This window comes from Sinorhizobium sp. (genome assembly GCF_059070375.1).
The window spans coordinates 48,880-67,000 of the sequence record NZ_JCACWC010000003.1 but is presented as its reverse complement, the minus strand read 5'-3'; the positions used below and the strand labels follow the sequence as shown (position 1 = coordinate 67,000).

Here is an 18,121-nt window from a genome sequence, read left to right as displayed (position 1 = left end):
GGTGATAGGACATATTCTTGGAAAAAACCATCGCGCGACAACGACGTTTCCGTGTCTGACGGCGGGCGTATCCCACCAACCTGGGCCCTACTTCACCCGGGCAGACACCTTCATCGGCAGGCCGCCCCTCGGCTGCGTCGTCAGCCTTTGGACAGGCCAGGGATGCGTCTCGTCCGTCAGGTCGAAGCGGAAGCGGTGCATGAGCACGGCAAGCGCGATAACCGCCTCCTGCAGCGCGAAGGTCGCGCCGATGCAGATGCGCGGGCCAGCGCCGAAGGGCAGGTACTGGAAGCGGTTGATCTTGTCCCGGTTTTCCGGAAGGAAGCGCTCCGGCATGAAGGCGCGGGGTTTCTGCCAGTAGAGCGCGTGCCGGTGGAGCGTCCAGGGCATGACCAGCACCGATATTCCCTTGCGGATCGGCACGCGCTCGCCTTCCGGGGAAGTCCACGCATCCTCCTCGATCGCGGCGCGGTTGATGGATGGCGCCGGCGGATAGAGCCTCAACGCCTCCTCGAAGGCGGCAAGCACATGCGGCATGCGCCCGAGCCAGTCGACCGGATCGGCGCCGCTTGCAAGAACCGAATCGATCTCCTGTTCCATCGTCTCGCGATAGGCGGGCGTATTGGCGACGCAATAGAAACACCAGGCGAGCGCCCGTGCCGTGGTCTCGTGGCCGGCACCTATGAAGGTGAGAATATTGTCCTCGATCTCGGAGGTCGTAAGCCCATCCGGACCTTCCAACTGCAGAAGCAGGGTCAGAAAGTCGTTCGGGACCTCGCCGGGCGCTTCCGCCATCCGTCGCCGGCGCAGAGACATCGTCTCGGAAACGACGCCGCGGAAACGGTCGAGCACTTTCCGGCCGCCGATACGGGTCAGTCGCGGAACCCAGCTCGGCGCAACCAGGAGGTCCATCGGATCGACGCGCCCCATTCGATGCAGCAATTCCTCGACATTGGCGGCGAAGCCCTGCTTTTCGACGGCGATCTCGCCGGAAAAGAGGGTCTCGGCCAGGATCTCGAAGGTGAGTTCCGTCATGTCCACGGCGACATTGGTGACGAAGGGTTCCGATGAAGCACCCGCGTAGCGGTCGACGAAGGCCTCGCAAACGCGAAGCATCTGGCCGGCAAAGCCTTTTGCGTGCCTTGGCGTGAAGACCGGCGCCATCGCCTTGCGCGACCGTTTCCAGACCTCGCCTTCCGCCGTCAGGAGGCCGTCGCGCAGGATCGGGCGCAGGATCAGCCGACGGACATTCGACATTTCGTAGTTGGCGGCGTTCTCGACGAGGATATAGCGGATGAGGCCGGGATCGTTGACGATAAGCGTCCGCTGATTGATGAACTTCGTCTCGATCCAGGGAAGCGTGTAGGAAGGCTCGCCCCAGAGCTCGAGCGGGTTTCGCAGAACCGTGCGGATGATCTCGAGCCGCGAGGGGATGCCGGTGCGCGGGACGGGCGCGGGCGGCTCGAATGGCTCCGGTCGCGTATCCATGTGTATGCCTTTCCCAGAGCAATTCCAGGAAAAGTGCGCAGCGGTTCTCAGTCCGGAATTGCGGAATGCTCTGGTCGCGTACCGTTCCAGTTTTTTACGGCGCAATCAAGAAAATGCTTCACGTGAATCGCGATGATTCCGCTGCCGGGCGATAAAGGATCACAAAAGGCTTTCGAGCTCTGCCAGCTTGTCGTTGACGAGCCAGCCGTAATAGTTCTCCTCCGGCCAGTGGACCTCGCCCCCCTGGTTCTTTGCCGCAAGCGCGGCCGCACGCGCATCCGGATTGCCGACATTGTAGAGCGTTGCCGTCAGGCCCGGATTGCCGGAGATATCCATGCCCGCAATCGTGCGATAGGCATCGATCGAATGCCGGATGGAGGCGGCCATATAGGCAAGCGACACGTCCGGGTCCATGATCGCCTCATAGACGCCTGCGGCGTTGTTTTCGTCGAGGCGCTCATAACCGGAAACGCGCGACACCATATCCGTCAGCATCAATGCGGTCAGCGGATTGATCTGGCCGAGACCGAAGGTCTGCCCGGCGAAGAACGGCTGGAAGAAGACGGCGCTGAAGCGGTTGTTCGGGAAGGATTTGCCGGCCACGGTATGCCCGCGGAACTGGCTGTCCCAGACCCGCTCGCGGCAGGTCCAGAGCGCGTAGGAGCCTCTCTTGCCGGCGCATTCGGCAAATTGGGGCCGCTCGACGAATTCGGCGATGGACTCGCCCTGATAGCCGAACTGGAAGCTGTCGCCCGCATAGGCGGCCGCCTTGACGTAATAGGATTGCAGCCGGTCATAGGCGTCGACATTGTAGGTGTGTTCGCCGACGATCGCCCCGACCATGTGAATGGGCGCGATGCCGTAGGCGCCGGCGACCGACTTGATCTTGCCGACGAGCTTGCGGTCGGTGGCAAGAAGCTCGCGAACCTTCTCGTATTTCGCGTCGAAGGATGTGCGGCCGGCTTTGGTGCGGCGTACCGAGGCGCCCGGAACGCCCGGCTGCTCGACGTGGCGATTGCCCTGCGGAACGATGAGTATCCCGCTCGCAGCCGAAGGACCGGCGGCGAGGCAAAATGTGAAGATCACGAGCATGCAGGCGGTGAGGCGCACTATCAGTTTTCCTGTAGACTCTTGCAAGAAGCCGGCGGACCCGGCCGGTTCCGGCGCGCCCCTAAGGCAGAATCATGTCGGAATGATGCCTTAATTCTTAACGGCTGCTGATCGATCTAGAGAAAACGAAGGCGCCTGTCGAGTGACAGGCGCCCCACAATTCGGTGATCGACTGGCCTCGACGGAGGGCCGGGCGTCAGAGGATGTAGCGCGACAGGTCGGTATTGGCCGCGAGATCCCCGACATGCCGGCGAACGTAATCGGCATCGATCGTGACGCCCTGGCCTCCGCGATCGGGCGCGTTGAAGGAGACATCGTCGAGCACACGCTCCATCACGGTTTGCAGGCGGCGCGCGCCGATGTTCTCGACATTGGCGTTGAGCTGGACCGCCACCTCCGCCAGCGCGTCGATCGCGTCCTCGGTGAAGTCGAGGGCAACGCCCTCGGTCTCGAGCAGCGCCTTGTACTGGCGGATGAGGCTCGCCTCCGTCTCGGTCAGAATGCGGCGGAAATCCTCCTTGGTGAGGGCCCGAAGCTCGACGCGGATCGGCAGGCGCCCCTGCAGCTCCGGCAAAAGGTCCGACGGTTTTGCGACGTGGAACGCGCCGGAGGCGATGAAGAGGATGTGATCGGTCTTCACCGGCCCGTATTTCGTCGCCACCGTCGTGCCTTCGACCAGCGGCAGGAGGTCGCGCTGCACGCCTTCGCGCGACACGCCGGCACCGATGCCGCCTTCGCGGGTGGCGATCTTGTCGATCTCGTCGAGGAAGACGATGCCGTCATTTTCCGCCGCCGCCACCGCCTCACGCTGGATCTGCTCGTTGTCGAGCAGCTTGTCGGACTCGTCGTTGACCAGGAGCGCATAGGAGTCCTTGACCGTCGTCTTGATTTTCTTGGTCCGGCCGCCGAGTGCCTTGCCGAACATTTCCGAAAGGTTGAGGACGCCGATATTGGCGCCCGGCATTCCCGGGATCTCGAAGGCACCGCCGGGCGAGCCGGTTTCGGCGACATCGACCTCGATCTCCTTGTCGTCGAGCTCGTTGGCGCGCAGCTTCTTGCGGAAGGAATCGCGGGTTGCCGGCGAGGCGGTGGTGCCGACCAGCGCGTCGAGAACGCGCTCCTCGGCGTTCTGATGAGCCTTCGCCTTCACTTCGGCGCGCCTTTTCTCCCGCACGAGGCTGATGCCGACCTCGACGAGATCGCGAACGATCTGCTCCACGTCGCGGCCGACATAGCCGACTTCCGTGAACTTCGTTGCCTCCACCTTGACGAAGGGCGCGCCGGCGAGCTTGGCGAGGCGACGGGAAATCTCCGTCTTGCCGACGCCGGTCGGACCGATCATCAGGATATTCTTGGGCATGACCTCGTCGCGCAGCTCGTCGTCGAGCTGCTGGCGGCGCCAGCGGTTGCGCAGCGCAATGGCAACCGCGCGCTTCGCGTCCTTCTGGCCGATGATGTAGCGGTCGAGCTCCGACACGATTTCCCTGGGTGAAAAGTTGCTCATCGATTCCTCTCAAATTCCGTCCGCTCGAGCTCCATCAGGAGGGTTCGACCGGACTCGTCTATCCATTCGCCAAAAGGTACGAAACCGGCCTTCGCATAGGCTCGGACGGCGCGGCGGTTGCCGGCGTCGGGGTCGATGACGATGCGCGCGGCGCCGCTTTCGAACAGTCTTGCGGCAAAGGCTCTGAGCGCCATGGCGGCGACGCCTTTGCCTGTCATTTCGGGCGGGCCGATGAAGATGTCGACGCCGGGCGTGTCGCCCGACAGGTCCTTGGCCCAGGGCTCCTCGTCATATTCCGACGGGATCCAGGACTGGATATAGCCGGCCGGCTCCCCCTTCACACGAAAGACGAAACCGTCGACCTCACCCTTCGCGCAACCGTCCCGTATCAGCCCGAGTTCGACATCGGGATCGCCCCACCACTGCCGGACATGCGGCTCGGAAAGCCAGGCGAGGAGCATCGGCAGGTGGCCCTCGGCGACCGGCTCGAAGCTGACCTCTGCCGGCTCATTCGGCATCCAGCGTCTCCACGACGACGTTGTGGTTGGTGTAGACGCAGATGTCGCCGGCGATCTCCAGCGCGCGGCGGGCGATCTCCTCGGCCGACTTGTCGCTGTCCATGAGCGCCCGCGCCGCGGCAAAGGCATAGTTGCCGCCCGAACCGATGGCGATCGTCCCGTGCTCGGGCTCTAGAACGTCGCCGTTGCCGGTGATCGCCAGCGTCACCGTCCGGTCGGCAACCAGCATCATCGCCTCGAGATTGCGCAGGTACTTGTTGGTACGCCAGTCCTTGGCGAGCTCTACGGCCGCGCGCATCAGCTGGTCGGGATATTGCTCGAGCTTCGCCTCCAGCCGTTCCAGAAGCGTGAAGGCGTCCGCCGTCGCGCCGGCGAAGCCTGCAATCACGTCGCCCTTCGACAGGCGGCGGACCTTGCGGGCATTGCCCTTCATGACCGTCTGGCCGAGGCTCACCTGGCCATCGCCCGCCATTACCACCTTGCCGCCCTTGCGCACCGTGATGATGGTGGTCGCATGCATCGTTCCGTAAGGATTGTGTTCGCTCATGAAAGTACCTTTGGGCCCGGTAAGCCGGGGGGATGCGGCTCGCGATGAGCCTGGTTGCCTGAGGCCTATGTAAGTCGCAGCCGCGCGATTGCAAATGCGCGAACGCGCGCCCAGGCGGCTTTCGTTTTCACGTCGCTGCGGCGCACCGAATCTCCGTCGCAGTTCTGGATATTTCATGCCTCCCCTGATAAGGAGCGGCTCTGTGACGGAATGCGAAGATCGAAGGTGGCTTTGTCGCCCCTCTCCGCGACGCCCGAAAACGATGTTGCTCCGATAGGCCGGCTGGCCCAAAGTCTTCGGAGAGTGCAGACAGGAGAGCCTGATGGCAGACGTAACGCCGAGCCGCACCGGCCAAGTTTCGCGAAAGACGAATGAAACCGCCATATCCGTCTCGGTCAATGTCGACGGAACGGGCGTATCGAAGATCGCGACCGGCGTCGGCTTCTTCGACCATATGCTGGACCAGCTCTCGCGCCATTCGCTGATCGACATGGAGATCAAGGCGGAGGGCGACCTCCATGTCGATGATCACCACACCGTCGAGGACACCGGCATCGCCATCGGCCAGGCGCTGGCCAAGGCGCTCGGCGATCGCCGCGGCATCACCCGCTATGCCTCCATAGACCTCGCCATGGACGAGACGATGACGCGCGCCGCCGTCGACGTCTCCGGCCGGCCCTTCCTCGTCTGGAACGTGACCTTCACGTCGCCGAAGATCGGCAGCTTCGACACCGAACTCGTGCGCGAATTCTTCCAGGCGCTCGCCCAGCATGCCGGGATCACGCTGCATGTGCAGAACATCTACGGCGCCAACAACCATCATGTCGCCGAGACCTGCTTCAAGTCCGTCGCCCGCGTGCTCCGCACGGCAACCGAAATCGATCCGCGCCAGGCGGGACGCGTCCCCTCGACCAAAGGGACGCTCGCCTGAGCCGGCCAATATCTGGTTTAAAGACCATGGCCTCCTATCTGATCATGACCCCGCCCGGCGCACCGGCCGACGACGAAAGGGCACGGTTCATCGCCGACGGGTTCTCCTGGACCGCCTTCTTCTTCCCCGGTCCGTGGCTCATCGTCAAACGCGCGTGGCTCATCGGAATCTTCGTTTCCGTTCTGCAGTTCCTGTTGCTTCTTGCGGCATCGGTGCCCGGCGGCTTCAGCGCAGCGCTGCTCGTCCATCTGGCGCTCGGTCTCATCGTGTCGCTCGAAGGCCCGCTTCTCATCGCCCGCAAGCTCTCGGCACGCGACTGGACGTTTCGTTCGGTCGTTCCGGCACGCGATCTCGAGACGGCCGAAGAAATCTATTACTCGAACGCCGAGCCGTCAGCGCCTGCAGGAGATGCAGCTCCCATGCCGTCGGCCGACAGGTCCGCTACGGGACGGCCGGGCGCCGCCGCCGGGCTCGGCTTTTTTGAATCCTATGGAGAGCGCTGATGCGGGTCGCCATCATTGACTACGGATCCGGCAATCTGCGCTCGGCCACCAAGGCCTTCGAGCGCGCCGCCCGCGAGGCCGGCATCGCGGCCGAAATCGATCTCACCGACAGGCCGGAACGGGTGGCCACGGCCGATCGGATCGTGCTGCCGGGCGTCGGCGCCTATGCCGACTGCCGCCGCGGCCTCGCCGCCGTGGAGGGCATGGAGGAAGCGCTGACGGAGGCGGTCGAGAAAGCTGGCCGCCCCTTCTTCGGCATCTGCGTCGGCATGCAGCTCATGTCGTCGCGCGGACTCGAAAAGACGGTGACGAAGGGTTTCGGCTGGATCGCCGGCGATGTCGTCGAGATGACGCCCGAGGACCGCTCGCTCAAGATCCCCCAGATCGGCTGGAACACGCTTGATCTCAAGCGCGCGCACGCCCTTTTCGACGGCATTCCGACCGGCGAGAACGGTCTGCACGCCTATTTCGTCCATTCCTACCACCTCGCGGCGGAGCGTGCCGAAGACGTGGTGGCGGAGGCGGACTATGGCGGCCCGGTGACGGCCTTCGTCGCGCGCGACAACAAGGCGGGCTCGCAGTTCCATCCGGAAAAGAGCCAGGCGCTCGGCCTCGCCCTCATCTCGAATTTCCTGCGCTGGAAGCCCTGAGGCTGCCGCGTCATTTCTGATCGGACGAACAAATGATCCTCTTTCCCGCGATCGACCTCAAGGACGGGCAATGCGTGCGCCTGAAGCTCGGCGACATGGAGCAGGCGACAGTCTATAATCCCGACCCGGCCGCCCAGGCGCGCGCCTTCGAGGAGCAGGGTTTCGAATGGCTGCACGTGGTCGACCTGAACGGCGCCTTTGCCGGGGAGACCGTCAACGGTGCGGCGGTCGACGCCATCCTCAAGGCGACCAAGAACCCGGTGCAGCTCGGCGGCGGCATCCGCACGCTGGAGCATATCGAGAACTGGCTTTCGCGCGGGCTGAAGCGCGTCATCCTCGGTACCGTCGCGGTGCGCGATCCCGCCCTGGTGATCGAAGCCTGCAGCAAGTTCCCGGGACGGGTCGCCGTCGGCATCGATGCCAAGGGCGGCAAGGTCGCCGTCGAGGGATGGGCGGAAGCTTCCGAGCTCGGGGTGATCGAACTTGCCAGGAAGTTCGAGGGCGCGGGCGTTGCGGCGATCATCTATACGGACATCGACCGTGACGGCATCCTGACCGGCATCAACTGGGCCTCGACGCTCGAACTCGCGGACGCGGTTTCAATCCCGGTGATCGCCTCGGGCGGCCTCGCCTCGATGGACGACATCCGCCGCATGACCGAACCGGATGCGCAAAAGCTCGAAGGCGCGATCTCCGGTCGGGCGCTTTATGACGGCCGGATCGATCCGAAGGAAGCCCTGGATCTGATCCGCGAAGCAAGAAAGGGGAAGATGCGATGACCCTTAAAGCCCGTGTAATCCCCTGCCTCGACGTGAAGGACGGCCGCGTCGTCAAGGGCGTGAACTTCGTGGATCTGATAGACGCCGGGGATCCGGTGGAGGCGGCACGCGCCTATGACGCGGCCGGGGCCGACGAGCTCTGCTTCCTCGACATCACCGCCTCTTCCGACAATCGCGAAACGATCTTCGACGTCGTCGCCCGCACCGCAGAGCAATGCTTCATGCCGCTCACCGTCGGCGGCGGCGTGCGCCAGGTGGCGGACATCCGCAAGCTCCTGCTTGCCGGCGCCGACAAGGTGTCGATCAACACGGCGGCGGTGAAGAATCCGGAATTCGTCGCGGAAGCCGCCGACAAGTTCGGCGACCAGTGCATCGTCGTCGCCATCGACGCCAAGAAAGTCTCGACGCAAGGCGAGGCGGACCGCTGGGAGATCTTTACCCATGGCGGGCGGCAACCGACAGGCATCGACGCGATCGAATTTGCGCGGAAGGTCGTCGATCTCGGGGCCGGCGAAATCCTTCTCACCTCCATGGACCGAGACGGTACGAAGAGCGGCTACGACATCAGCCTGACACGGGCGATCGCCGATGCGGTACGCGCTCCCGTCATCGCCTCCGGCGGCGTGGGCACGCTCGACCACATGGTCGAGGGCATCCGCGACGGCCATGCGACTGCCGTGCTCGCCGCCTCGATTTTCCACTTCGGCACCTACAGCATCGGCGAGGCGAAGCGCCACATGGCCGAGCACGGCATCGCCATGCGGCTTGATTGAGGCGGCGCTGCCAACGAGAAGGGATCCGTTAATGACCGACTTCACCCTTTCCGACCTGGAGAAGATCGTGGCGTCCCGCGCCCGGGCGGCGCCGGAGGAGTCCTGGACCGCCAAGCTGGTGGCGGCCGGGCAGGCGAAGGCTGCCAAGAAGCTCGGCGAGGAGGCGGTGGAAACGGTCATCGCCGCGATCGGCGAGGACCGGAAGAATCTGGTCGATGAGAGTGCCGATCTCCTCTATCATCTTATGGTCGTATTGAATATCGCCGCCGTCCCGTTGCAGGATGTGATGAGCGAACTGGCCAGGCGGACAAGCCAATCCGGCCTGCAGGAAAAGGCGAACCGGCAGAATCCATGAGCATCGCCGCGGAAGACATCGAACCGGCCGACATTCCGGGCAATCTCCAAGGGGGCGAATATTCGCCCTATCACGTCTTCTCCGCGGAGGAATGGTCGCGCTTTCGCGCCGACACGCCGCTGACGCTGACGGCCGACGAGGTGCAGCGCCTGCGCTCGCTCAACGATCCGGTCGATCTCGACGAGGTGCGACGGATCTATCTCTCGCTCTCACGGCTCCTCTCCGCCCATGTGGAGGCGTCGCAGATCCTCTTCCGGCAGCGCACCCGCTTCCTGAGCATGTCGAACGAGACGAAGACGCCCTTCGTCATCGGTGTCGCCGGCTCGGTCGCCGTCGGCAAGTCGACGACGGCACGCATCCTTGCGGAGCTTCTCGCGCGCTGGCCCTCGAGCCCGAAGGTCGACCTCGTCACCACCGACGGCTTCCTTTATCCGAATGCGGTTCTCCAGCGGGAAAACCTGATGGATCGCAAGGGATTTCCCGAGAGCTACGATATCGGCGCGCTGCTCAGATTCCTCTCGGCGATCAAGGCGGGTCGGCCGAACGTCAAGGCTCCTACCTATTCGCACCTGACCTATGACGTGATCCCCGACCAGTTCCAGGTGATCGACCGGCCGGACATCCTCATTTTCGAGGGGATAAACGTGCTGCAGTCGCGCGATCTGCCGGCCGACGGCAAGATCGTGCCGATGGTCTCGGATTTCTTCGACTTTTCGATCTATATCGATGCCGAGGAGAGCCTGATCCACAGCTGGTACGTGAACCGCTTCATGCGACTGCGCGAAACCGCGTTCCAGAACCCGCAATCCTTCTTCCATCGCTATGCGACGATCAGCGAGGATGCGGCGCGTGCAATCGCCGAGGGCCTCTGGCACAATATCAATCTGAAGAACCTGCATCAGAACATTCTGCCGACGCGGCCGCGCGCCGATCTCATCCTGCAGAAGGGCCCCAACCACCTGACGCAGACGGTGGCGCTCAGGAAGCTTTGAGGGGAACCGCGCCGCCTGCGGGAAAGGAACCGCTTCGGACGGGGCGAAGCTTCAAGGATTGACCCTTCGCAGCGTCAGATTGAGCCGGCCGCCGCTCCTCAGGAGCGTCGACGTGTTCGGATAGATGCGGTCGACGCCGTGGAAGGCGAGCCGTCCTTCGCCGCCGAGCACGACGACGTCGCCGCTTTCGAGCCTGAACGACACGGTCTGTCCGCCGCGTGTGCGGCCGCCGACGCGGAAAAGGCAGTCGTCGCCGAGCGAGATCGAAACGACGGCAGTCTCGAGATCGCGCTCGTCCCGGTCCTGGTGGAGCCCCATGCGCGCCTCTGCCGAGTAGAAATTCACCAGACAGGCCTCGGGGGACTTGTCGCTTCCGGCCACGGCATTCCAGATGTCCTGCAGCATGTGTGGAATCGGCGGCCATGGCTTGCCGGTGACCGGATGCGTCGCCTGGTAGCGGTAGCCGCGCTCGCGGTCGGTGACCCAGCCGAGCGCGCCGCAATTGGTCATGCGCACGGACAGGGGTTTGCCGGTCTTCGGCATCGCGGGCGCGAAGAGCGGAGCCTCCGCGACGACGGCGCGGACGGCCTCGACCAGTTCCTGCTGGCGCGAACGGTCGAGAAAACCGGGAATGTGTCTCACCCCTTTCGGCAGCACAAGCATTGGCGGCATCCTGTCATACGGCATCGATCGAATCCTCCCGTCAGCAGATCCGGCGGGAGATGACAGGTACATAGCGCTCACCGGGGTCGGGATCGACCCGAAACAGCCTTCGTTCAGCCGGCATCCAGATCGGGGATGCGCAGCACCTGGCCCGGATAGATCTTGTCGGGATGGGTGAGCATGGGCTTGTTCGCTTCGAAGATCGCCGTGTGCTTGGCGCCCTTGCCTTTGCCGTAATGGGCCTCGGCGATCTTCCAGAGATTGTCGCCCTTCTTCACGGTGTAGAAGACCGGGGCCTTCGCCTCGGCCGGCGCGGCGGCGCCGTCGGCGACCTTGAGCTCGGATGCCTCGACCTTGGATATGCCGAGCGTATTGCCGACCGCCACGACCGCCTTCTCGAAGGTGGACTGGTCCTTGACGACACCCTTCAGCACGACCTTGTCGTCCACGACGTCGACCTTGACGTCCTTGGTGCCGAGATCATGGGACGCGAGCTCCTTTTCGACGCTTGCCGCATCGGGCGGCGTGTCGTCGCCGCCGATTCCGAGCTTCTTTCCCGCATTCTTGATAAAATCGAACAAACCCATGCTTGTCTCCTCTCTCGCGCGGCTGGAGCCTGCACATGTCGTCTTCCCCACGACCGCCGTACGGCTTGGCGACATGCGTCAGCGGATAAGAGAGTGCGGTTGCGGGCAAAAGACAAGGGCGCGGGCGCAACTTTCGGGCGCGGTCAGTCGCCGCCGGGGCGGCCGCGCAGCTTCTTGATTTCGGAACGGCCGGATTTCTCCTTCAGCCGGCGTTCGATCGATCCGCGCGTCGGCTTCGTCTTCCTGCGCGGCGGGGGCGGTGGTTCCGCCGCCTTCAGGATCAGCTCCTTCAGCCGCTCGCGGGCGTCCTCGCGGTTGCGTTCCTGACTGCGGAAGCGATTGGCTTCGATCATAAGGACGCCCTCCTTCGAGGCGCGCCGTCCGGCGAGCTTCAAGGCGTTGGCCTTGACGCGCTCCGGCAGGGACGGCGAAGCCTGCACGTCGAAGAAGAGCTGGACGGCCGTCGAGACCTTGTTGACGTTCTGTCCGCCCGGTCCGCCGGCCAGCACGAATTGCTCCGTGAGCTCCCATCCGGCGATCACGATGTTTTCGTTGATGTAAAGCGGTTCGCTTGCCATGGATCTTCCTCGGCCGTTTCTATCGCATGCTTGAAAACCGGCCGCAAATGCAAAACCCGGCCGTAGGCAGCCGGGTTTCACGTGAATCATGGCAAAAGACCGGATTATTCGGCGGCCACCCTCGCGCCCGGGGCTGCGTCGCGCACGCTGCCGTCGACGTGGCGCTCGAACTTGGCGAAGTTGGCGATGAACATGTCGACGAGTCGCCGTGCCTGGGCGTCATAAGCCACACCATCCGCCCAGGTCGAGCGCGGGTCGAGAATGCCGGCCTCGACCCCCGGTACCGACACCGGCACCGCGAACCCGAAATTCGCATCCGTGCGGAACGAGGCGCTGTTCAGCGAGCCGTCGAGAGCCGCCGAAAGAAGCGCGCGCGTCACCTTGATCGGCATGCGGCTTCCCGTGCCGAAGGCGCCGCCGGTCCAGCCGGTGTTGACGAGCCAGCAGGTGACGCCGTTCCTGGCGATGAGGTCCTTGAGAAGATTGCCGTATTCGGACGGATGGCGCGGCATGAAGGGAGCGCCGAAGCAGGTCGAGAAAGTCGCCTCCGGCTCCGTCACGCCCTTTTCGGTACCGGCGACCTTGGCGGTGTAGCCGGAGAGGAAGTGATACATGGCCTGTTCCGGCGTCAGCTTGGCGATCGGCGGCAAAACCCCGAAGGCGTCCGCCGTCAGCATGATGATCGTGCGCGGCTGCGGCGCCGTGCCGGTCTTGCTGGCGTTCGGAATGAAGTGCAGCGGATAGGCGCAGCGGGTGTTCTCCGTCAGCGAACCGTCGTCGAAGTCAGGAAGGCGCCGCTCGTCGAGGACGACGTTCTCCATCACCGTACCGAAGCGGCGCGTCGTCGCAAAGATCTCGGGCTCTGCCGCTTCCGACAGGCGGATCGCCTTGGCATAGCAGCCGCCCTCGAAATTGAAGACGCCCTTTTCGCTCCAGCCGTGCTCGTCGTCACCGATCAGCGTGCGGTTCGGATCGGCGGAGAGCGTCGTCTTGCCGGTACCCGAGAGGCCGAAGAAGATCGCCGTGTCACCGGCGGGCCCGACATTGGCCGAGCAGTGCATCGGCATCACCGACTTCTTGGGCAGCAGGTAATTGAGGACGGTGAAAACCGACTTCTTCATCTCGCCCGCATAGGACGTGCCGCCGATCAGCACCAGGCCGGCGGTCAGGTCGCAGGCGATGACCGTCTCGCTGCGGCAGCCGTGGCGTGCGGGATCGGCCTTGAAGCTCGGCAGGTCGATAATCGTCAGCTTCGGCTGAAAAGACGGAAGCGCCTCGCGCTCCGGGCGGATCAGCAGATTGCGGATGAACAGCGAGTGCCAGGCGAACTCGGTGACGACGCGCGTCGGCAGCGCGTTCTCCGGGTCGGCACCGCCGACGAGGTCCTGGACGTAGAGCGACATGCCTTTGGCATGCGCGAGCATGTCCTGACGAAGGAGCTCGAAATGCTCCGGCGAAATCGCGCTGTTGTTGTCCCACCAGATCTGGTCGGCGGTGTTGGCGTCGCGCACGACATACTTGTCTTTGGGCGAGCGGCCCGTGTGCTGGCCGGTGCGGGCGCAAAGCGCTCCATGGACCGTCAGTTCGGCTTCACCGCGGGCCAGGGCTTCTTCGTAAAGCTGCGGCGCCTCGAAGTTGTAGCGGACGACCGAGAGGTCGGAAAATCCGATCGTTTCCAGTCCGATAGAGGGATTGCGGCTCCCGAGCTCATCCATGGTCAAGCTTCCTTCGTGGTTGGCCATTGGCGTTGAATTTCGTCGGAACATACCGGCAAGGCCGATCCAAGACAAGATAGTCAATTCTAAAACAATAATGAATTCAGTATATTAATCGATTTAAAGAAAAATATGCATTTTTTAATCGGTTGAATTGCAGCTTCCGGAAACCCAACAGCAAGGCCGGTTGCGGGGGAGCCGGATCAGGTGCTTTTGCACTTCGCCACAATTTGTTCCACCTTTATACTCAATTAACGCGGCCGTGACTCGCGGTTGCCGCGATTCTTGCAACGCATCTCGAAGCGTCTCGGCAACCGGGCCTCGAAACGGAGTAGAATAAGATGCAGACCATCGCGCTTGTCGATGACGACCGCAACATCCTGACGTCCGTGTCCATCGCGCTGGAAGCCGAGGGCTACAAGGTCGAAACCTATACGGACGGCGCATCGGCGCTGGAGGGTCTGCTGGCGCGTCCGCCGCAGCTCGCTATCTTCGACATCAAGATGCCCCGCATGGACGGCATGGAGCTGTTGCGGCGGCTGAGACAGAAGTCCGACCTGCCCGTCATCTTCCTCACGTCGAAGGACGAGGAGATCGACGAGCTCTTCGGTCTGAAGATGGGCGCCGACGACTTCATCACCAAGCCCTTCTCACAGCGCCTCCTGGTGGAGCGCGTCAAGGCGATCCTGCGTCGCGCGGCCAACCGGGAGGCTGCGGCCGGAGGCGCCGGTCCGGTGAAGAATGCCGACACGCCTTCCCGTTCGCTCGAACGGGGCCAGCTCGTCATGGACCAGGAGCGGCATACCTGCACCTGGAAGAACGAATCCGTCACGCTGACGGTCACGGAGTTCCTGATCCTGCACGCACTGGCGCAGCGACCCGGCGTGGTGAAGAGCCGCGACGCGCTGATGGATGCCGCCTATGACGAACAGGTCTATGTCGACGATCGCACGATCGACAGCCACATCAAGCGGCTTCGCAAGAAGTTCAAGATGGTCGACAACGACTTCGACATGATCGAGACGCTCTACGGCGTCGGCTATCGTTTCCGCGAAACGGCCTGAGGGAGCGAGCCGGCGGATTGCGGATCACTCGTGGCCGGAGCGCTGCCGCCCGTACCTCCCTTGCTAGCGCTTGCGCAGCAGCGCCGGCTGGCGTAGGGCATCGCGGGAACGGGCGAATGCGACAGGCGACGCGGGCAGAAGCGAAGGTCGCGTCGCGGGAGCGGGAGACTTGGTAGAAGTCTTGCAGGGCGATATCGAAGAAGCGGAAGGACGGGCATCGACGCTGCGCGGGCAGCGGCGATGGGCGCATCCCTTTACGCTGATCCGGCGCCTGTTCGGCAATGCGGTCTTCTCGAGCCTCACGCGGCGCATCGTCTTCTTCAACCTGGTCGCGCTCGTGGTCCTCGTCGGCGGGATCATGTATCTCAACCAGTTCCGGGAAGGTCTGATCGACGCCCGGGTGGAGAGCCTTCTGACGCAGGGCGAGATCATCGCCGGCGCCATCTCGGCCTCCGCCTCGGTGGACACCAATTCGATCACCATCGATCCGGAAAAGCTGCTCGAATTGCAGGCCGGCGAAAGCATCACGCCGCTGCCGAGCGACGAAGACCTCGAATTCCCGATCATTCAGGAACGCGTGGCGCCGGTCTTGAGAAGACTGATCTCGCCGACGCGCACGCGCGCTCGCCTCTTCGATGCCGATGCCGACCTGCTGCTCGATTCGCGCCACCTCTATAGCGGCGGACAGGTGCTTCGTTTCGACCTGCCGCCGGTCGATCCGGAAAGTCCGAGCCTCGCCGACGAGTTCGGCACCTGGTTCAACCGGCTGCTGCAGCCGGGCGACCTGCCGCTCTACAAGGAGCCGCCCGGCGGCAACGGCTCGATCTATCCGGAGGTGATGAACGCCCTGACCGGCGTGCGCGGCGCCGTGGTGCGCGTGACCGAGAAGGGCGAGCTGATCGTTTCGGTTGCCGTTCCGGTACAGCGCTTCCGCGCGGTCCTCGGCGTGCTCCTCCTCTCCACCCAGGCCGGCGACATCGACAAGATCGTCCATGCAGAACGGCTGGCGATCATCCGCGTTTTCGGCGTGGCGGCGCTGGTCAACGTCATCCTCTCGCTGCTTCTCTCGTCGACGATCGCCAACCCGCTGCGGCGGCTTTCGGCCGCGGCCATCCGCGTGCGCCGCGGCGGCGCCAAGGAACGGGAGGAGATCCCCGACTTCTCATCCCGCCAGGACGAGATCGGCAATCTTTCCGTGGCGCTCCGGGAAATGACGACGGCGCTCTACGACCGCATCGCGGCGATCGAGAACTTCGCCGCCGATGTGAGCCATGAACTCAAGAATCCGCTGACGTCGCTCCGCAGCGCGGTCGAAACCTTGCCGCTCGCGCGCAACGAGGAATCGAAGAAGCGGCTGATGGACGTCATCCAGCACGACGTGCGACGGCTCGACCGGCTGATCAGCGATATCTCCGACGCCTCGCGCCTGGATGCGGAGCTTGCACGCGCCGACGCGAAGAAGGTCGACCTCGAAAAGCTGCTCGGCGACCTCGTCGAAATTTCACGCCAGATCCGGGGCAGCAAGAAACCGGTGCTGCTCGACTTCGTCGTCGACCGTAAGGACAACCCGCGCGCAAGCTTCATCGTCAGCGGCTACGAACTGCGCATCGGTCAGATCATCACGAACCTGATCGAAAACGCCCGCTCCTTCGTCTCCGAGCAGAACGGCCGCATCGTCGTCCGGCTGACCCGGTCGCGATCGCGCTGCATCGTCTATGTCGAAGACAACGGCCCGGGCATCCAGGCGGAGGACATCGACCGTATCTTCGAGCGCTTCTACACCGACCGGCCGGAGGGCGAGGACTTCGGCCAGAACTCGGGGCTCGGCCTTTCGATTTCGCGCCAGATCGCCGAGGCGCATGGCGGAACGCTCAGAGCCGAGAACATCACCGGCAAGGACGGCCACATCGGCGGCGCCCGCTTCGTTCTCTCGCTGCCCGCCGAGCCGCACCCGTGAATGCGCCCTTCATCAATATCCACGGAACCGCGATCGTTCTCGACACGACCGGGCTGCTGATCACAGGGCCGTCCGGCTCGGGCAAGTCGGCGCTCGCGCTTTCCTGCCTCTCGCAAGTGAGACGCCGGGGCCGCTTCGCCGCGCTCGTCGCGGACGACCGCGTGGATCTGACGCTCGAGAACGGGCGCATCGTCGCGCGCTGCCCTGCCGCCATTCGCGGGCTCCTCGAAATCCGCGGATCCGGAATTGCGGAAGTCGGTACCGTCTCCGCCTGTGTTCTCGATTGGGCGATCACGCCGGTCAGGGCACCCTTCCAGCCGCGTCTGCCGCCGGAGGAGGAGGAGCTGGAGCTCGGGATGGGGCGAAATCTGCCGCTGTTGCGCCTCCCCGTCGAGGGGCCGCTGTCGCCGGTCGATGCGCTCGCCGCCCTTCTGCCCGAAAATGTAGGACTTTAGCCTTATCGAAAGGCAGTGCGGCTGCTTTTTCGGCATTTTTGGCTTGCACTTCGCCTTTTCCTTGCCAAGATGGCGCCCCCAACAGGTGGACGAAATTGCTGCATTGCGATATCTGGCCATCAACGAGTTGCATATGCAGTTGGAGCAAAGATACCCATGATCGGACTTGTGCTTGTCACTCATGGCAAGCTGGCGGATGAGTTTCGGCATGCTTTGGAGCATGTCGTCGGTCCGCAAAAAGCTATCGAGACCGTCTGCATAGGCCCCGAGGACGACATGGATCAGCGGCGTCAGGATATCCTCGACGCCGTCGAAAAGGCCAATCAAGGCGACGGCGTCATCATTCTGACGGATATGTTCGGCGGCACCCCTTCGAATCTCGCCATTTCGGTGATGCGCGGCGGCAGCGTCGAGGTCATCGCCGGCGTCAACCTGCCGATGCTCATCAAGCTCGCTGGCGTGCGCGGCGAAAGCGACATGGACAAGGCGCTGGTGGAAGCCTCCGAGGCGGGGCGCAAATACATCAACGTCGCCAGTCGGGTTCTGAGTGGAAAATGATGGATCACCGCCCCGACACGGCTCTGACGCGCGAACTGCTCATCGTCAACAAACGCGGCCTGCATGCGCGTGCCTCCGCGAAATTCGTGCAGACCGTCGAGACCTTCGACGCGGAGATCACCGTCTCCAAGGACGGCATGACCGTCGGCGGGACCTCGATCATGGGGCTGATGATGCTGGCGGCCAGCACCGGCTGCTCGGTCTTCGTCACCGCCAGCGGCGCTCAGGCCGAAGAAGCGCTCAACGCGCTGGATACGCTGGTTCGCGACAAGTTCGGCGAAGAGATGTGACCGATATAAACATATAAAGACCTCTTTATATGTCGGTTGCCCTCCACGGGGTTTCCTGATAGACCGAAGGCACGCTGCCCGCGATCGCGGGAGGCACTGTCATG

The 18,121-nt window shown here is 63.7% G+C and carries 21 protein-coding genes; 12 read left to right on the top strand and 9 right to left on the bottom strand.

Annotated features, from left to right (window positions below; translation table 11 throughout):
• Nucleotides 1-87: 87 nt before the first annotated feature.
• The 5 genes from AC5J09_RS12340 to hslV all read right to left on the bottom strand — a co-directional run bounded on the left by AC5J09_RS12340 (nucleotide 88) and on the right by hslV (nucleotide 5,167).
• The gene (locus AC5J09_RS12340; protein ID WP_494297706.1) at nucleotides 88-1,488 is read right to left on the bottom strand and encodes a cytochrome P450; all 1,401 of its coding nucleotides are present in this window, start codon (nucleotides 1,486-1,488) and stop codon (nucleotides 88-90) included.
• A gap of 159 nt (nucleotides 1,489-1,647) precedes the next feature.
• Nucleotides 1,648-2,598, bottom strand: a complete 951-nt coding sequence (locus AC5J09_RS12335; protein ID WP_494297705.1) for a DUF1402 family protein — start codon at nucleotides 2,596-2,598, stop codon at nucleotides 1,648-1,650.
• Between the two features lie 196 nt (nucleotides 2,599-2,794).
• Nucleotides 2,795-4,102: an ATP-dependent protease ATPase subunit HslU gene (hslU, locus tag AC5J09_RS12330; RefSeq protein ID WP_018098641.1), complete on the bottom strand. Its 1,308-nt coding sequence runs from the start codon at nucleotides 4,100-4,102 to the stop codon at nucleotides 2,795-2,797.
• Nucleotides 4,099-4,620, bottom strand: coding sequence for a GNAT family N-acetyltransferase (locus AC5J09_RS12325; protein WP_275597072.1), 522 nt, complete (start codon nucleotides 4,618-4,620; stop codon nucleotides 4,099-4,101). Before AC5J09_RS12325 ends, hslU begins: the two co-directional genes overlap by 4 nt.
• A complete protein-coding gene (hslV, locus tag AC5J09_RS12320) occupies nucleotides 4,610-5,167 on the bottom strand; it encodes an ATP-dependent protease subunit HslV (RefSeq protein WP_003531980.1) in 558 nt (185 codons plus the stop codon). Before hslV ends, AC5J09_RS12325 begins: the two co-directional genes overlap by 11 nt.
• A 322-nt stretch (nucleotides 5,168-5,489) precedes the next feature.
• Here hslV and hisB point away from each other — a divergent pair, with 322 nt between their 5' ends.
• From hisB to coaA, 7 genes are read left to right on the top strand one after another with little or no spacing between them, the layout of a single operon-like run.
• Nucleotides 5,490-6,098 (top strand): imidazoleglycerol-phosphate dehydratase HisB, encoded by a 609-nt coding sequence (hisB, locus tag AC5J09_RS12315; RefSeq protein ID WP_100672593.1) that lies wholly within the window; start codon nucleotides 5,490-5,492, stop codon nucleotides 6,096-6,098.
• 26 nt (nucleotides 6,099-6,124) lie between these two features.
• Nucleotides 6,125-6,601 carry a DUF2628 domain-containing protein gene (locus AC5J09_RS12310; protein ID WP_440853284.1) on the top strand — a complete coding sequence of 159 codons (477 nt, stop codon included), beginning with the start codon at nucleotides 6,125-6,127 and terminating at the stop codon, nucleotides 6,599-6,601.
• On the top strand, nucleotides 6,601-7,251 hold the full coding sequence (gene hisH / locus AC5J09_RS12305) for an imidazole glycerol phosphate synthase subunit HisH (RefSeq protein ID WP_127710548.1): 651 nt from the start codon (nucleotides 6,601-6,603) through the stop codon (nucleotides 7,249-7,251). The genes AC5J09_RS12310 and hisH overlap by 1 nt, the downstream gene beginning before the upstream one ends.
• A gap of 32 nt (nucleotides 7,252-7,283) precedes the next feature.
• On the top strand, nucleotides 7,284-8,030 hold the full coding sequence (hisA, locus tag AC5J09_RS12300) for a 1-(5-phosphoribosyl)-5-[(5-phosphoribosylamino)methylideneamino]imidazole-4-carboxamide isomerase (RefSeq protein ID WP_275597075.1): 747 nt from the start codon (nucleotides 7,284-7,286) through the stop codon (nucleotides 8,028-8,030).
• Entirely contained in the window at nucleotides 8,027-8,803 is a 777-nt protein-coding gene (gene hisF / locus AC5J09_RS12295) for an imidazole glycerol phosphate synthase subunit HisF (protein ID WP_324762587.1), read from the top strand. Before hisA ends, hisF begins: the two co-directional genes overlap by 4 nt.
• A gap of 31 nt (nucleotides 8,804-8,834) precedes the next feature.
• Nucleotides 8,835-9,158, top strand: coding sequence for a phosphoribosyl-ATP diphosphatase (locus tag AC5J09_RS12290; protein WP_494297704.1), 324 nt, complete (start codon nucleotides 8,835-8,837; stop codon nucleotides 9,156-9,158).
• The gene (gene coaA / locus AC5J09_RS12285; protein ID WP_018098649.1) at nucleotides 9,155-10,150 is read left to right on the top strand and encodes a type I pantothenate kinase; all 996 of its coding nucleotides are present in this window, start codon (nucleotides 9,155-9,157) and stop codon (nucleotides 10,148-10,150) included. Before AC5J09_RS12290 ends, coaA begins: the two co-directional genes overlap by 4 nt.
• A gap of 51 nt (nucleotides 10,151-10,201) precedes the next feature.
• Here coaA and AC5J09_RS12280 read toward each other — a convergent pair whose 3' ends face one another.
• The 4 genes from AC5J09_RS12280 to AC5J09_RS12265 all read right to left on the bottom strand — a co-directional run bounded on the left by AC5J09_RS12280 (nucleotide 10,202) and on the right by AC5J09_RS12265 (nucleotide 13,693).
• On the bottom strand, nucleotides 10,202-10,813 hold the full coding sequence (locus AC5J09_RS12280) for an alpha-ketoglutarate-dependent dioxygenase AlkB (protein ID WP_100672598.1): 612 nt from the start codon (nucleotides 10,811-10,813) through the stop codon (nucleotides 10,202-10,204).
• A 113-nt stretch (nucleotides 10,814-10,926) separates the two neighbouring features.
• Complete coding sequence (gene lysM, locus AC5J09_RS12275) at nucleotides 10,927-11,400, bottom strand: peptidoglycan-binding protein LysM (protein WP_018098651.1); 474 nt, start codon at nucleotides 11,398-11,400, stop codon at nucleotides 10,927-10,929.
• A gap of 143 nt (nucleotides 11,401-11,543) precedes the next feature.
• Complete coding sequence (gene arfB, locus AC5J09_RS12270; protein ID WP_100672599.1) at nucleotides 11,544-11,978, bottom strand: alternative ribosome rescue aminoacyl-tRNA hydrolase ArfB; 435 nt, start codon at nucleotides 11,976-11,978, stop codon at nucleotides 11,544-11,546.
• A 104-nt stretch (nucleotides 11,979-12,082) separates the two neighbouring features.
• Nucleotides 12,083-13,693, bottom strand: coding sequence for a phosphoenolpyruvate carboxykinase (locus AC5J09_RS12265; protein ID WP_494297703.1), 1,611 nt, complete (start codon nucleotides 13,691-13,693; stop codon nucleotides 12,083-12,085).
• Between the two features lie 341 nt (nucleotides 13,694-14,034).
• Between AC5J09_RS12265 and chvI the strand changes: the two genes are divergently transcribed.
• The 5 genes from chvI (at nucleotide 14,035) to AC5J09_RS12240 (ending at nucleotide 18,017) form a co-directional block, all read left to right on the top strand.
• Entirely contained in the window at nucleotides 14,035-14,757 is a 723-nt protein-coding gene (gene chvI, locus AC5J09_RS12260) for a two-component system response regulator ChvI (RefSeq protein WP_018098654.1), read from the top strand.
• A 223-nt stretch (nucleotides 14,758-14,980) separates the two neighbouring features.
• A complete protein-coding gene (gene chvG, locus AC5J09_RS12255; RefSeq protein WP_275598149.1) occupies nucleotides 14,981-16,714 on the top strand; it encodes a two-component system sensor histidine kinase ChvG in 1,734 nt (577 codons plus the stop codon).
• Complete coding sequence (locus AC5J09_RS12250) at nucleotides 16,711-17,169, top strand: HPr kinase/phosphorylase (protein WP_494297702.1); 459 nt, start codon at nucleotides 16,711-16,713, stop codon at nucleotides 17,167-17,169. The genes chvG and AC5J09_RS12250 overlap by 4 nt, the downstream gene beginning before the upstream one ends.
• A 156-nt stretch (nucleotides 17,170-17,325) precedes the next feature.
• Complete coding sequence (locus tag AC5J09_RS12245; protein WP_018098657.1) at nucleotides 17,326-17,727, top strand: PTS sugar transporter subunit IIA; 402 nt, start codon at nucleotides 17,326-17,328, stop codon at nucleotides 17,725-17,727.
• Nucleotides 17,724-18,017 (top strand): HPr family phosphocarrier protein, encoded by a 294-nt coding sequence (locus AC5J09_RS12240; protein ID WP_018098658.1) that lies wholly within the window; start codon nucleotides 17,724-17,726, stop codon nucleotides 18,015-18,017. The genes AC5J09_RS12245 and AC5J09_RS12240 overlap by 4 nt, the downstream gene beginning before the upstream one ends.
• Nucleotides 18,018-18,121: the final 104 nt, after the last annotated feature.

Bases quoted from the DNA above. Each gene is read 5' to 3' on its own strand.
- AC5J09_RS12340 (WP_494297706.1), bottom strand. From the start codon at position 1,488: ATGGATACGCGACCGGAGCCATTCGAGCCGCCCGCGCCCGTCCCGCGC.
- AC5J09_RS12265 (WP_494297703.1), bottom strand. From the start codon at position 13,693: ATGGATGAGCTCGGGAGCCGCAATCCCTCTATCGGACTGGAAACGATC.
- AC5J09_RS12245 (WP_018098657.1), top strand. From the start codon at position 17,326: ATGATCGGACTTGTGCTTGTCACTCATGGCAAGCTGGCGGATGAGTTT.
- arfB (WP_100672599.1), bottom strand. From the start codon at position 11,978: ATGGCAAGCGAACCGCTTTACATCAACGAAAACATCGTGATCGCCGGA.
- hslV (WP_003531980.1), bottom strand. From the start codon at position 5,167: ATGAGCGAACACAATCCTTACGGAACGATGCATGCGACCACCATCATC.
- AC5J09_RS12240 (WP_018098658.1), top strand. From the start codon at position 17,724: ATGATGGATCACCGCCCCGACACGGCTCTGACGCGCGAACTGCTCATC.
- hisB (WP_100672593.1), top strand. From the start codon at position 5,490: ATGGCAGACGTAACGCCGAGCCGCACCGGCCAAGTTTCGCGAAAGACG.
- hisF (WP_324762587.1), top strand. From the start codon at position 8,027: ATGACCCTTAAAGCCCGTGTAATCCCCTGCCTCGACGTGAAGGACGGC.
- lysM (WP_018098651.1), bottom strand. From the start codon at position 11,400: ATGGGTTTGTTCGATTTTATCAAGAATGCGGGAAAGAAGCTCGGAATC.
- AC5J09_RS12310 (WP_440853284.1), top strand. From the start codon at position 6,125: ATGGCCTCCTATCTGATCATGACCCCGCCCGGCGCACCGGCCGACGAC.
- AC5J09_RS12290 (WP_494297704.1), top strand. From the start codon at position 8,835: ATGACCGACTTCACCCTTTCCGACCTGGAGAAGATCGTGGCGTCCCGC.
- coaA (WP_018098649.1), top strand. From the start codon at position 9,155: ATGAGCATCGCCGCGGAAGACATCGAACCGGCCGACATTCCGGGCAAT.
- hisH (WP_127710548.1), top strand. From the start codon at position 6,601: ATGCGGGTCGCCATCATTGACTACGGATCCGGCAATCTGCGCTCGGCC.
- AC5J09_RS12280 (WP_100672598.1), bottom strand. From the start codon at position 10,813: ATGCTTGTGCTGCCGAAAGGGGTGAGACACATTCCCGGTTTTCTCGAC.
- chvI (WP_018098654.1), top strand. From the start codon at position 14,035: ATGCAGACCATCGCGCTTGTCGATGACGACCGCAACATCCTGACGTCC.
- hslU (WP_018098641.1), bottom strand. From the start codon at position 4,102: ATGAGCAACTTTTCACCCAGGGAAATCGTGTCGGAGCTCGACCGCTAC.
- hisA (WP_275597075.1), top strand. From the start codon at position 7,284: ATGATCCTCTTTCCCGCGATCGACCTCAAGGACGGGCAATGCGTGCGC.
- AC5J09_RS12325 (WP_275597072.1), bottom strand. From the start codon at position 4,620: ATGCCGAATGAGCCGGCAGAGGTCAGCTTCGAGCCGGTCGCCGAGGGC.